The organism is Janthinobacterium sp. SUN033 (genome assembly GCF_030397595.1).
Taxonomy (GTDB): domain Bacteria; phylum Pseudomonadota; class Gammaproteobacteria; order Burkholderiales; family Burkholderiaceae_D; genus Janthinobacterium; species Janthinobacterium kumbetense.
Genome location: NZ_JAPQNV010000001.1, coordinates 1,416,581 through 1,429,937 on the forward strand (window position 1 = coordinate 1,416,581; position 13,357 = coordinate 1,429,937).

10 protein-coding genes are annotated in these 13,357 nt (G+C 66.2%); 5 read left to right on the forward strand and 5 right to left on the reverse strand.

Annotation, left to right across the window (positions count from 1 at the left end):
• Entirely contained in the window at positions 1-762 is a 762-nt protein-coding gene (gene otsB, locus OX460_RS06540) for a trehalose-phosphatase (RefSeq protein ID WP_289898123.1), read from the reverse strand.
• Positions 762-3,050 carry a trehalose-6-phosphate synthase gene (locus OX460_RS06545; protein ID WP_289898124.1) on the reverse strand — a complete coding sequence of 763 codons (2,289 nt, stop codon included), beginning with the start codon at positions 3,048-3,050 and terminating at the stop codon, positions 762-764. Before OX460_RS06545 ends, otsB begins: the two co-directional genes overlap by 1 nt.
• Positions 3,051-3,287: 237 nt before the next feature.
• Between OX460_RS06545 and OX460_RS06550 the strand changes: the two genes are divergently transcribed.
• The 3 genes from OX460_RS06550 to OX460_RS06560 all read left to right on the forward strand — a co-directional run bounded on the left by OX460_RS06550 (position 3,288) and on the right by OX460_RS06560 (position 7,050).
• Entirely contained in the window at positions 3,288-4,403 is a 1,116-nt protein-coding gene (locus OX460_RS06550; protein WP_289898125.1) for a mechanosensitive ion channel domain-containing protein, read from the forward strand.
• Positions 4,404-4,454: 51 nt separating this feature from the next.
• The gene (locus tag OX460_RS06555) at positions 4,455-5,750 is read left to right on the forward strand and encodes a cation:proton antiporter (RefSeq protein ID WP_289898126.1); all 1,296 of its coding nucleotides are present in this window, start codon (positions 4,455-4,457) and stop codon (positions 5,748-5,750) included.
• 109 nt (positions 5,751-5,859) lie between these two features.
• A complete protein-coding gene (locus OX460_RS06560; protein ID WP_251348961.1) occupies positions 5,860-7,050 on the forward strand; it encodes a serine hydrolase domain-containing protein in 1,191 nt (396 codons plus the stop codon).
• Here OX460_RS06560 and OX460_RS06565 read toward each other — a convergent pair.
• Positions 7,047-7,430 carry a DUF1232 domain-containing protein gene (locus OX460_RS06565; RefSeq protein ID WP_099664192.1) on the reverse strand — a complete coding sequence of 128 codons (384 nt, stop codon included), beginning with the start codon at positions 7,428-7,430 and terminating at the stop codon, positions 7,047-7,049. The genes OX460_RS06560 and OX460_RS06565 overlap by 4 nt on opposite strands.
• Positions 7,431-7,522: 92 nt before the next feature.
• On the opposite strand from OX460_RS06565, the gene OX460_RS06570 reads away from it, so the two are divergent.
• Positions 7,523-8,572, forward strand: a complete 1,050-nt coding sequence (locus OX460_RS06570) for a DNA topoisomerase IB (RefSeq protein WP_289898127.1) — start codon at positions 7,523-7,525, stop codon at positions 8,570-8,572.
• A 5-nt stretch (positions 8,573-8,577) separates the two neighbouring features.
• Here OX460_RS06570 and OX460_RS06575 read toward each other — a convergent pair whose 3' ends face one another.
• A complete protein-coding gene (locus OX460_RS06575; RefSeq protein WP_289898128.1) occupies positions 8,578-8,808 on the reverse strand; it encodes a hypothetical protein in 231 nt (76 codons plus the stop codon).
• Between the two features lie 264 nt (positions 8,809-9,072).
• Here OX460_RS06575 and OX460_RS06580 point away from each other — a divergent pair, with 264 nt between their 5' ends.
• Positions 9,073-12,495 carry a hypothetical protein gene (locus tag OX460_RS06580; protein WP_289898129.1) on the forward strand — a complete coding sequence of 1,141 codons (3,423 nt, stop codon included), beginning with the start codon at positions 9,073-9,075 and terminating at the stop codon, positions 12,493-12,495.
• Between the two features lie 26 nt (positions 12,496-12,521).
• Here OX460_RS06580 and OX460_RS06585 read toward each other — a convergent pair whose 3' ends face one another.
• Positions 12,522-13,334: a ferritin-like domain-containing protein gene (locus OX460_RS06585; protein ID WP_289898130.1), complete on the reverse strand. Its 813-nt coding sequence runs from the start codon at positions 13,332-13,334 to the stop codon at positions 12,522-12,524.
• Between the last annotated feature and the right edge of the window lie 23 nt (positions 13,335-13,357).

Genomic DNA, 13,357 nt, shown 5'->3' on the forward strand with positions numbered 1-13,357 from the left:
CTACTCCTTGAAAGGGGATACGGACGCGGCCAGCAGCGCGGCGCGCAAGGCGCGCGGGCTGGCCAGGCGCAGGGTGGCGGCGCTGGGGCCGCTGCCCACTTTCACGCCCTGCCCGCCTGCTTGTTGAACAAAGACAAAGCCCGCCTCGTCGGTGGTGTCGTCGCCCGCGAACACAGGCCGGCGGCCGGCGAACGGGGTTTCCTGCATGAAGGCGGCGATGGCGCCGCCCTTGTCCGTGGCGGACGGCTTGGCTTCCAGGACCATTTTGCCATGCAACAGCAATACCCCCGGGCACGCTTGCACGGCCGCCGTCATTTCTTGCGTGCACAGTTGCTCGAGTTCCGGCGCCAGCCGGTAATGCAGGGCCACGGCGCCCCGCTTGCGTTCCACCAGCAAGCCGGGGTGCATCGCCGCCAGCGCCTGCGCGCGCGCCAGCACGGGCGACACGTCGGGCGTGGCCGCCACGCTGAACGTGCCATCGGCGCCGCGCCGCTCCACGCCATGCACGCCCGCCACCGGCAACACCAGGGGCGCCAGCATGGCGTCGATCTGCGCCACGGGACGCCCGGAAATGACGGCCAACGCGCCGCCGTGGCGTTCGGCCAGCAGCGCCAGCGCCTCAATGACGCCCGCTTCCAGGCGCACGCCGTCGGGGGTGGGCGCCAGGTCGACCAGGGTGCCGTCGAAGTCGAGGAAAACGGCTGTGCCGGGCGTACCCAGCAATTGCAGCAAGGCTGCGCTGTCGTCAGGGGTATCGGCCATCAGATCATCCCCTTGCGCCGCTTGATGCGGCTGTGGGCGTCGATCTTGGTCATGACCTTGTCGCGCTGGCGCAAGCGGGCCGCATCCAGCAGCATGCGCCCGGCCCAGCGGTAGACATTGAAATGTTTCACGCGGGCCCGCATGCTCTTCATGCGCTCGCGCTGTTCCACGGGCGGCATCACGAGGGCGCGGTACAGGGCGTCGGCGCCCTGCTCGATGTGATACGGGTTGATGATCAGCGCTTCGTGCAGCTCGCGCGCGGCGCCCGTGAATTGACTTAAAACAAGTACGCCCAGTTCGTCGTCGCGGGCGGCGATGAATTCCTTGGCCACCAAATTCATGCCGTCATGCAAGCTTGTCACCATGCACACTTCCGAGGCGCGGAAATAGCGCTGCAAGTCGTCCTGGCCGTGGTGCTCCGCTTTCAGCAGGATGGGCACGTAATCTCCGCTGCCGAAACGGCGGTTGATGCGCTCGACCATCTTGCGCACCCTGGCGTCAAAACTCTGATATTCATCGAGCGAAGCGCGGCTGGGGGCGGCGATTTGCACAAAGGTAAAATTGCCCACCATGCCAGGCTGCTGCTCCAGCATGCGCTCGACGGCCTGGAAGCGCTCGACGATGCCTTTCGTGTAATCGAGGCGGTCCACGCCGATGCCCAGCAAGTGGTCTTGGGCCACGCCCAGCTCGCTGCGGATCTGCGCGCGGCAGGTGGCCACGTCGGGCTGCGCCGGGTCGTCCTCGGGCCAGGCGATGGAAATCGGGTAATCCTCGACCTGCGTCATTTCGCCGCCGTAGGAAATGGTCGACGCTTCCGGCTCGATGCGGGTTTCCAGGTAGCGGTCCACCGTTTCGAGGAAATTCTTGCGGTGGAATGGCGTGTGGAAGCCGAGGATGGTGCTGCCCAGCAAGCCGTCGAGGATTTCTTCGCGCCATGGGCAAATGCCGAACGATTCCGAATTCGGCCAGGGGATATGCCAGAAGGTGATGATCGTCGCCTTCGGCAAGGCTTCGCGCACCATGCGCGGCAGCAAGGCGAAGTGGTAATCCTGCACCAGCACGACGGGGTTGTCCGTCTTCGCTTCGGCGATCACGGCGTCGGCGAAGCGGCGGTTGACCTTCACATACTGCTCCCAGTCGGACGAGCGGAACACGGGGCGCACGTGGGCGATATGGCACAGCGGCCACATGCCCTCATTGGCGAAACCATAATAATAGCCCTGCTCTTCCTCTTCCGTCAGCCATACGCGACGCAAGGTATAGCTGGGATTGTCGGGCGGCACGGGCACGTGGTCGAGCTTATCCACCGTCTCGCGGTCGGCGGAACCGGCGCCATGCGCGATCCACGTGCCGGAACAGGCGCGCATCACCGCTTCCACGGCCGTCACCAGGCCGCTGGCGGGGCGCTGGACGGTAATGCCCGCATTTGTTTTTGTGTGGATATACGGTTCGCGGTTCGACACCACCAGCACTTGATCTCCCTGCAAATCCGCTTCCAGCAAGGCGCGCAGCTTGTCCGGCGTCCAGTCGGACGACCAGCCGTTATCGCCCTGGCGTTCCAGGTGGTATTCCTGCAGCAATTCGCGCAAATCGCCGATCAGCGGCTGCATTTCCGGCGGCGGCGCGGGCGCGGCGGCGGGTGCGGCGGCAGCCACGGCCCCATTACTTTTAGGCAATAACTCGCCCCGCAGAATATCTTTCACGGCCGACAGCCAGCCGCGCCAGCTCAAATGGGCCACGAACACGGTCATCAGGGAAATCAGTACGGCCAGCACGGCCAGGAAGGCAAAGATGAAGCGCTTGGTATCCGTATTGCGGCGCTCGACAAAGCTCATGTCCTGCACCAGCACCAGCCGTCCCAGCTGGGACGCATCCTGCATGACGGGGGTTTCGCTGAGGTGGACTTGGCCTTGCGGCAATTGCGCGAGGGATTTGTACAGGCCGCCAGTGGGAGGCGTGCTCCAGCAGCCGATGGAAGTTGGGTATTGCGCGGACTGGTACAGCAAGTGGCCTGCATTGTCGCAAAAGCCGATGGCGATCAGGCGTTCGTCGCGCGTGGCGCCCTGGAACAGTTCTTTGACGCGCGTGGCGTCTTGCGCGGGCAGGTATTCGGTGAGCGAGGGCCGGAGGGTTCCAGCGAGCAATTCTGCCCGGCTGTCGAGGTCGCGCACGTACCAGCGCAGGGTGATGTTGTCGAGCAGGGGTACCACGATATAAGCAAACAATCCCAGCACCAGGGCCAGTGGCAGGATGAAGCGCAAGGACATTCGGAGTGATCGTACTATCATCGTTTTCCTTTGCAAAAACAAAAAGCATGGCAAGTATGACTATGTTTCCACTGCGGCGACGCCCGTTTGCTTTCCGTATTGAAACGTCAACGTGGCATGGCGCAGCGCAGCAATTTCTTCCAGTATCCACCTTGACGCAGGTCTTATCCGTACGGCAACGCACGCCCCCGTTACGCCATCTGCCCGTAAAATACCGCTTCCGACATCCATTTCACTAAAAACAAGGAGTTTTCGCCTATGGATCTCAGCACGTTCCACTCGCTGATGGGAGGCCCGCTGCGCTCGGCGCTGACCGTGCTCGTTTCCGCCCTGCTCGTCACCGTGGTCGCCATCGGCGTGCACCGGGCCGGCATTGGTTTACTGAAAAGACTGGCCAATGGCCGCCCGTTCACCACCAACGCCACGCGCGTGGCCTTCCGCGCCAGCCAGCTGTGCGTGATCGTCTTCGGCCTGCGCATGGTGCTGGCCGGCGCGCCCGACGACACGCCGGGCTTGCTGGCCATGTCGCACCTCGCCAGCGTGGCGCTGATCATCGCGCTGACCTGGCTGGCCATGCAATGCATCCAGGCCCTGTCCATCACGATTTCCGAAGTCAACCCCGTCGACGTGGCCGACAACCTGCGCGCGCGCCGCCTGATCACGCAAGCCCGCGTGCTCACGCGCAGCGCGCACGCCATCGTCGTCATCCTGGGCCTGGCCTTCGTGCTGCTGACCTTGCCCGGCGCGCGGCAGATCGGCGCCAGCCTGCTGGCGTCGGCCGGCGTGGCGGGCCTGGTGGCCGGTATTGCCGCCCGTCCCGTGCTGGGCAATTTCATTGCTGGGTTGCAAATTGCGTTTTCGCAACCCATCCGCATCGACGACGTGCTGATCGTCAATGGCGAATGGGGCAAGGTCGAGGAAATCAAGGGCACGTATGTGGTCGTGCGCGTGTGGGACGAGCGCCGCCTGATCGTGCCGCTGCAATGGTTCATTGAGAATCCGTTCGAGAACTGGACGCACAGCTCGTCCACCCTGCTGGGCACGGTATTCCTGTGGCTCGATTTCAGCATCCCGCTCGACCCGCTGCGCGCGGAACTGACGCGCATCTGCGAAGGGGCCGCGCAATGGGATGGCCGCGTCTGCACGGTGCAGGCGACGGATTCGAACGAGCGGGCCGTGCGCGTGCGCTTCCTCGTCAGTGCGGCAGATTCGGGCCTCGCTTTCGAGCTGCGCTGCATCGTGCGCGAGCAGATGCTGGCCTTTATCACGGCCCGCTATCCGCACGGCCTGCCCCGTCTGCGCTCCACGCACGACCCCATCGAGGTGCACGCCATGCAGGCGCAGAACGACAGCGTGTCGCTGTACAAGGTGTAAAGAAACCGTGCGGCGCGCTGCCCTCGCCGGCGCGCCGCTACAATGGGCCGCATGAGCACCACCGCCTGGTTCATCCTGATCGGCTGCCTGATGCTGGCGCGTGGCCTGGGCGCCGACGGCATCGCGCGCCTGCCCTTGACCTCGGCCATGGCTTACCTGGGCGTGGGTCTGCTGCTGGGCCCCATGTTCCTCGGCCTGTTTGCCTTCGACCTGGTGCAGCAGGCGCCCCTGCTGGAAACCCTGACGGAAATCGCCGTCCTCATCTCCCTGTTTTCCGCCGGCGTCAAGATGCCCGTGCCGTTTAGCCTGGCGCGCTGGCTGCCGCCGCTGCGCCTGGCGTGGCTGTCGATGGCCCTGTCCGTGGCCCTGGTGGCCGCCTTTGCCTGCCTGGTGCTGGGCCTGCCCCTGGGCGCGGGCGTGCTGCTGGGCGCCATCCTCGCGCCCACCGACCCCGTGCTGGCCACGGACGTGCAGCTGCGCCATGCGGGCGACAGCGAGCAATTGCGCTTCATGCTGACCAGCGAAGCGGGCATGAACGATGGCAGCGGCTTTCCTTTCGTCATGCTGGGCCTGGGCTTGCTGGGCCTGCATGAGCTGGGTCCCCACGGCGCCACCTGGCTGTGGCGCGATCTGTTGTGGGCCAGCGGGGCCGCCATCGCCCTGGGTGCGGCCGGCGGCGCGCTGCTGGCGTGGCTGGGCTGGCAGGTGCGCGCCAAGGAACCGAAACATGCGATGCTGGACGACCTGGCGGCCCTGGGCCTGATCGCCTGCGTGTACGGCGTGGCCACATGGCTGCACGCCTGGGGCTTCCTGGCCGTGTTCTTTGCGGGCGTGGCCCTGCGCCAGACGGAACTGCGGCTGGCCGGCGCGCCCAAGGACAGGCAAGGCTTGCTGCAGGCGCAAGACACCCATGCCGTGTCCGCCGCCCAGCCGCACGACAGCGAAGTGCCGCTGACCGTCAGCGGCGAGTCGCTCGTCTTCAAGGAACATCTGGAACGCCTGTCCGAACTGACCCTGGTGCTGCTGCTGGGCGGCGCCGTCACGGCTGCCGCCTGGCGCTGGCAGGCGTGGAGCGTGGCGCTGTTCCTGCTGCTGGTGGCGCGCCCGGCCAGCGTGATGCTCGGCTTGCTCGCTTCGGGCACCAGCGTGCGCCTGCGCGGGCTGGCCGCCTGGTTCGGCGTGCGCGGCATCGGCTCGCTGTATTACCTCAGCTATGCCATCGCGCATGGCTTGCCGCAGGGCCTCGCGCGCGAACTGGCCGACATCACCCTGGTCGTCGTCATCCTGTCCATCGTCGCGCACGGCTTGACGGTCAAGCCCCTGCTGGAACGCTATTGGCGCAAATAGGCACCAGTCGGCCCACTTTGTCATTGGTTCAAAGCAATGTTTTGTCAATCGCCCCTATGTCGGGCGGAAATGTTGTTAAGATAATTAAAAATGGCAAAAGAGAGAATCAATGAAACGACGAAGCGTGCTGGGACTGGGCGTCTCACTGGCCCTGCTGCAAACGGGCTGCGCCACCGATCCGGCCAGGCTGGCGTGGGAAACGGAATTTGACGGCTTCATGCGCGATGGACTGGCCCGCACGGAAACGCCGGGCATGGGCGTGGCCGTGGTGCGCGGCGAGCAGACCATCTTCGCGCGCGGCTATGGCTGGGCCGACATCCAGGCCGGCAAGAAGGCCGATGCCAACACGGTGTTCCATGTCGCGTCCGTCAGCAAGCTCGTCACGGCCGCGGCCGTCATGATGCTGCTGGAACAGGGCGCCTTCCAGCTGGACGACAAGGTGGCGGCCTACCTGGACTTCCCGCTCATGCACCCGAAGTTTCCCGACGTGCCCATCACCTTTCGCCATCTGCTCAACCACACCTCGGGCATTTCCGACGCCGTGTACGAAAAGACGACGGCGTTTGCCGTGCAGGGCGACCCGCGATTACCGCTGCGCGACTTCGTCAAGGGCTATCTGTCGCGCGGCGGCGCCTGGTACGACGCGGATGTATCGTTTGCGGCACGGCCCGGCACGGAATGGCGCTACAGCAATGTCGGCATCGCCCTGCTCGGCTATCTGGTGGGCCGCGTGAACCCCGATGGCCTCGACGCCTTTACGCACGAGCACCTGTTCGAACCGCTGGGCATGGACCATACGGCGTGGAGCCTGGCAGGCTTGCCGCGGCGCGCCGTCGTCGCCCAGCCGTATGTGCACAAGGAGCCGGGCCTGCAAGTGCTGCCGCCCGTCGGCTATCCGGACTGGCCGGCCGGCCTGCTGCGCAGCTCGGCGCATGACTTCGCCCGTTTCCTGGCCATTTTCAGCAATGGCGGCCGGGTCGATGGCCACCGCTACCTGCAAGATGCCACCCTGCAACTGTTTTTCGCCCCGCAAGCGGCCCCCGTCGTGCCCGCCGATTCATCCGTGCGCCAGGCCTTGGTGTGGCTGCTGCGCGACGTCGACGGCAAGCCGCTGGCCACGCACAGCGGCGGCGACCCGGGCGCCGCGTCCGTCGTCTGCGTCGACCGCGCCAGCAAGACGGCCGTGCTGGCCTTCGCCAACGTCAGCGCGGACAAGGAATTTCGTTCATTCCAGAAAGAAGTCGTGCTGCGCCTGCTGGCCCATGGGGGCAGCGGCGCGCCGGCGGCAAAGAAAGCCTAGGCGCCGAACCAGCCGCGCAGTTTCTCGGCGGCCCGTTCCTTGACGTCGGCCGTGATGTAGGTGGCGACCGTGGCGACGGCCGCCGCCAGCACGGCCAGGTCATCCGCATAGCCGACGACGGGCGTGATGTCGGGAATCGCGTCGATGGGCGAAATGAAATAGCCGAGCGCGCCGTAGATGGCCGTCTTGGCCCACAGCGGGGTGTTCGGCTGCTGTGCCGCGTAGTACAGCCACAGGGCTTTTTCGATGACTTCGCGCCCCGCCGTCTTGGCAAACTTGACGACCTTGTCCCAGAAGCTGTCATCCGTGTATTTCTTTTCATACTGCTTGTCGGCCTGGGGGGCGTGGTCTTCTTCCAGATTCTTTTTTCTGCCAAACATCTGCTGCTCCTGTCTGCCGCGCACGGCGTTACGAATGCGCACCTTAGCATAACGGCGCGCCGGGCGCGCGGCGTGCAAGGTAAGCTAGCGTCATGGAAATATCCGCCACCACCACGGCCCGCGCCGCCGGCCTGCGCTACACGGGCGACCACCAGCGCGGCATCGCCCGCCTGGGCAAACCCGGCAAATTCCGCTACCGCGACGGGGACGGCCAGTTCCTGCGCGATGCCGCCGCCTTGACGCGCATCAAGGCACTGGCCATACCGCCCGCCTGGACGGACGTGTGGATCTGCCCGCACGCGACGGGACACCTGCAGGCGACGGGGCGCGATGCGCGGGGCCGCAAGCAATACCGCTACCATGCGCGCTGGCGCCAGGTGCGCGATGAAGTGAAATATGAGCGCATGCTCAGCTTTGGCCGCGCCCTGCCCGCCATCCGCGCCGCCGTCGCGCGCGGTATGCAGCTGCCCGGCTTGCCCCGTGAAAAAGTGCTGGCCACCATCGTGCACTTGCTGGAATTGACGATGATGCGCATCGGCAACGAAGAATATGCGCGCACCAATAAATCGTTCGGCCTGACGACCCTGCGCACGCGCCACGTGCAGCTCGACGGCAGCGCCGTGGCCTTCCGCTTCAAGGGCAAGAGCGGCGTGCGCCACGATATCCGCCTGAGCGACCGGCGCCTGGCCAGGGTGCTGCAGCGCATGCGCGAGCTGCCGGGGCAGGAACTGTTTCAATATATCGATGAAGATGGCGCGCGCCACGGCGTCGATTCGGGCGACGTCAACGATTACCTGCGCGAAGTGACGGGCGAAGACTACACGGCCAAGGATTTCCGCACCTGGTCCGGCACCCTGCTGGCCGCGCTGGCCCTGCAGGCGTTCGAGCAAGTCGATTCCGAGGCGCAAGCGAAGAAAAACATCGTGCAAGCGATCGAGTCGGTGGCAAAAAAACTGGGCAACACGCCGACGATCTGCCGCAAGTGCTATGTGCACCCGGCCGTGCTGGAATCGTATCTGGATGGTAGCTTATGGGAAGGCATGCGCGCGCGGGCGCGGCAGCAATTACAGGACGACTTGCCGGCGCTGGCGCCGGAAGAAGCGGCCGTGCTGGCCTTGCTGCAGCAGCGCCTGCAGGCTTGACCCCATCAAGCCTGGCGGGCCGGCTGGGGCTGGCACTGGGCCGACAGTGTGAGGGCGTCGCTGCGGCAGACGGGCAAGGCGCCGTGGCCAACGTCGCGCGCCACGGGCGCCGGGGCGGCATCGTCCGTCCGCGCCTCGTCCGTATTCATCAAGGTGGCCGCCAGGGTCGAGAAAGTAAACAGGCAAATCAGCAGGAACGGCTTGTTCACGTGGATGGACTGGACTGGCTTTTGCATCGCATACTCCGTCGGACTGGTTGGCTGTTGCAGCATGAACATCATCATCGCGTGTTTCCGCAGGGCATACAATCAGACAGTTTCGACAAGATAAGTAGGACAGCGCTGACAGACTCAGCCATAAAAACCCGTGTCGGCGGATTTGACACCGGCACCACCCCGCCTCAGCCAAGTCATTGTTTTTACAGCACATTTTGTACGGGAACGCTTCCTGCTTGACCTCTTGCCTGGGCACGCTTGGCGCCAGTCAACGGGGGAACGATCATGGGTTTTATCAAACAGGCGCTGCTGGCGCTGCTGCTCTGCGCCATGTCCGCCGCGCACGCCACCCACATCGGCTACACGGCAACCGCGCTGGGCGGCACGCAGTGGCGCTACGACTATACCGTCAGCAATACCACCCTGGGCGTGCCCATCGGGGAATTCACCTTGTTCTTCAACGTGGGCCGGTATGCCAGCCTGCACAACGTTTCCACGGCGCCCGGCTGGGACGTGCTGCTGGTGCAGCCCGATCCCGCCATCCCCGCCAGCGGCTACCTCGACGCGCTGGCGCTGGCCGGCGGCATCAATCCCGGTGCCACGGCCACGGGCTTTTCCGTCACCTTCGACTACCTGGGCGCGGGCAGCCCCGGCGCCCAGCCGTTTTCCATCCTCGACCCCGTTTCCTTCATCGAACTCGACTCCGGCAGCACGCAGCCGGCCGCCATCACCCTGCCCTCCACGCCCTGGCTGCTGCTGGCCGGCGTGCTGGCCATGCTGTGCCTGCGGCGCCGGCAGCTGGCCGCCGCCGTGCTGGCCCCATTGCTGACCCTGAGCCTGTGCGCCTGCGGCGGTTCGAACGATCCGACGCAGCCGCCTACGCCGAAAGTCATGCTGGCGGCGGATGCGGATACGCTGGGGCCGGACACGGCCGTGCCCCTGGCGGCCAGCGCGGACGCCGGCCAGGCTGCCGGCCCCTTCACGGTGACGGCACTGCGCAAGGTGGGCGAGCAGCGCATCAACCGCCGCACCTACGACTACACGTTCCGCATCAGCATCCGCAACAATGGCAGCGAAGCGGCAAGCAACGTGCGCGCCATCCTGGCCAGCGTGCCTGCCGGCGCCAGCATCGTGGACGACAGCGTCCTGGCCGGCGGCATCGACGCGGGCGCGACGGTCACTCCCGACGACACCATCACCCTGCGCATCGACCGCACGCGTCCGTTCGAGCTTGGCGGCCTGGCGTGGAACATCACGTCCGGCGCCAGCGTGGCGCTCGACCCCGTGCGCCCGGCGCAGGTGGTCAGCTTGCCGCTGGCCGAACTGGGTTTTCCCGCCGGCGCCGACAAGGTCGCGGCCAGCGGCGCCGTGACGGACGTGCTGCTGAAAGATGGCAGCCTGCGCTTTTCCACCCCGGGCGACACGGGCGAAGACCAGCACGCGCAGTTTTTTGTCACCAAGGGCAACATCGTCACCACCCTCGACCTGCTGATCCAGAGCGAGCTGCCGACCGCCCTGCACGTGTATGTCGAGCCGCTCGAGAACGGCTCGCTGCCGCCCGCGCCGCCGAAGCTGGCCATCGGCGGCCTGGGGCAGAACAATACGCTGCAGCCCGGCGGCCTCTCCTTCCGCCTCGAGGGCGTGGCGCCGATGAACCTGCGCAACGACAGCGGCGGCTTCCTGGCGGCGCAGAGCGGCGCGACGGTGGCCATCCATTCCTACTGGGTCTTTCATGCGGACACGGGCAGCTTCAGCATCAGCGCCACGGCCATGCAGCAGCTGCTGAACGTGCTGCCGGCCGGCGCGCTGCAGCTGCACCTGAATTTTGTCACGCAGGATGGCGAATTTGCCGTGTCGTACGCGCTCACCGTCATCAAGGCCGCCACCGTGCTGCAGGGCCAGATGCGCACGCCGGCAGGCGGCAACGCCAGCGGCCTGGCCGGCAAGAAAATCTTGCTCACAGGCTATAACTTCCACCTGCGCCGCGTGGCCGTGATCGACGCGGCGGGCGCCTTCCATTTCGACAGCGTCATTCCCGACACCTACCAGCTGACCCTGAACGATCTCGACCATCCGAATGTCGTCGGCATCAGCACGGCCATCTTCCCCACCAGCACCATCGTCAACGTCAGCATCACCTACCCGTATGCCGCCGGCCCCGGCTTGCAGGCGGCGACGGCGCCATGGACCGCCGCTCCCGTGACGCAGGATGGCGCCGCGCCGCCGGCGCGGCAAGCGGCGCAGGCCATGGCCGTGCCGGCGCCGGCCACGCCGCAGGATGAGGACCTGGACGGCACGCAGTCCTTCACCGCCACGGCCGGCCCGCAAAACCAGACCGTCGTGCGGCCCTTCAGCTACACGGTACCGAAAGGCACGCAGGACGTGGGCGTGAAAATCACCGTCAGGACGGCGGAATATCCCACCTATACGACCCAGCAAAGCCAGTACAACGACACCTGGTCCTACGTCGTGGTCGGCTTGCCGGGCGTCGACCTGGCAAACATGGGCGCCGTCAACCAGTCGCATTTCACGCAGGGTACTACCGTCAGGACGGAATGCGTGGATGTCAGCCAGGAAACCAGGGCGGGGCCGCTCCTCATCACGGGCGCCGCCAGCGCCACGAATATCGGCGACAGCCTGCTGGCCACGCTCACTACGGTGGAACTGAGCCTGGCCTGCAAGGGCTTGAAGATCACGCGGGCGCGCTTGTTCCCCATCAATGCGGACCTGCATCCCGTGCTGCAGCCGCGCAATCTCGCGCACAACCTCCCCGGCCCCTACGTGTCCGTGCCGCAGAACACGCCCGACCGGCACACCATCTCACTGGAAGTGCGCTATTCGCCGGAGCGGGTCAACTTGACCGAAGTGAATATCGGCATGTCGGCCGACGGCGCCAACCCGGCCTTCAGCACGGTCAATCTGCTCGACCAGGCCAACATCCGCGGCAAGGACAGGATCACCTTCCCGCGCCTGAAACTGCCCGACTTCCCGGGGCCGAAAATCGACAGGAAAGCCGTGCTCACCGTCCGCCTGAAGGGACGCGTCGGCAATGCCAACGCCGTGTCCGACCCCGCGGAAGGGGGGCAAGTGGCGCTCAAGGGCGACACGGCGTTCATCCCGCTGTATCTTGCCAACAACGAAGCGGCGCTGGCGAAGCGGCGCTACGGGCCGCGCGATGACGGCGGCGATTCGTGGGCCACGCGCCTGACCATCGCCTGGCTGGCGGGAAAACCCTACCGTTTCAACGATATCAGCGGCCAGCACGTGACGCAGGAGGCGTCAGGCCGTTCCATCCTCGACCACGACGGCCACAGCGATGGGCAGCAGATCGACATGCGCTACGCGGATGGCGCGGGCGGCTATTCGGACGAGCTGGGCGGCCTGGGCAATGGCGCCGCCATTCTGCAGCTGATCAACGATGCGGAAGCGGAAGTGGCGGCCGGCTTGCCGAAAAAGCCGAAACTGGCCAGGCTGGGCGCGTGGATCACGGCCAACCGGGCCATGCTGACCCTGGAAGCGGGCGCCGCCAGCACGCGCGTCGTCTACATCGGCCACCGTTTCATCAAGCTGGCCCTCATCGACGGCTGTTTCGCCAGCCCGCCGCACGCGCGGATACCGGGCGTGCCGGTGTGGACCAAACCCCTCAAGGTGAGCATCGACCCGTCCCACTTGCACCACTGGCATCTGAGCATGACGGCCCATCCTTGAACAGCCGGGCGGCGCCCCGGGCGTGTTCAGGCAGGCAAGTCGGACAGTTCCAGCTCCGAAAACCCCGCCCGGCGCCGCGCTTCCAGATTGAACGGGCCGCGCAGGGTGGGCGCTTCGTAGCGCAGCGCCAGCTCCGCATAGGTGGCGCGCAGTTCCAGCCCCCGCTGATCGCACAGGTAGCCGTACCAGCGGTTGCCGATCTCGACGTGCCCCACTTCATCGCGCAGGATGATGTCGAGGATGGCGGCGGCGGCCATGTCTCCCGCCTGCGCCAGCTTGGCGCGCAGCGGCGGAATCGCGTCCAGACCCCGCGCTTCCAGGGTGCGCGGCACCAGCGCCATGCGCGCCAGCACGTCGCCGCGCGTCTTGTCGACCATTTCCCACAGGCTGTCGTGGCCGGGAAAGTCGCCATACGTGTGGCCCAGCACCTGCAGGTGCGCCTGCAGCATGGCGAAATGCGTCGCTTCCTCCTTCGCCACGCGCAGCCAGTCCGTGTAGTACTCGGCCGGCAAATCAGGGAAGCGCCACAGGGCGTCGAGCGCCAGGTTCATCGCATTGAATTCGATGTGCGCCAGCGCGTGGACGAGCATGGCGCGTCCTTCCGGCGTGATCATCGAGCGCCGTCCCACCAGGCGCGGCGGCACCAGCTCCGGACGTGCGGGCCGGCCCGGCACGGCGCCGGACGGCGCCAGCGGCGCCTTGACGTCCAGCGCAAGCTCGGCTGCGGCCATGGCCGCCACCATCGCCACCTTCGTCGCCGGGTCGGGTTCGAGCAGGCAAGCGAGCGCAGATGCACGCAATTCCGCTGGCGCGGTGGAGGTCAAGGGAGATGGTTGCATGGGGCTGCTTTCTGGCGCGTTGC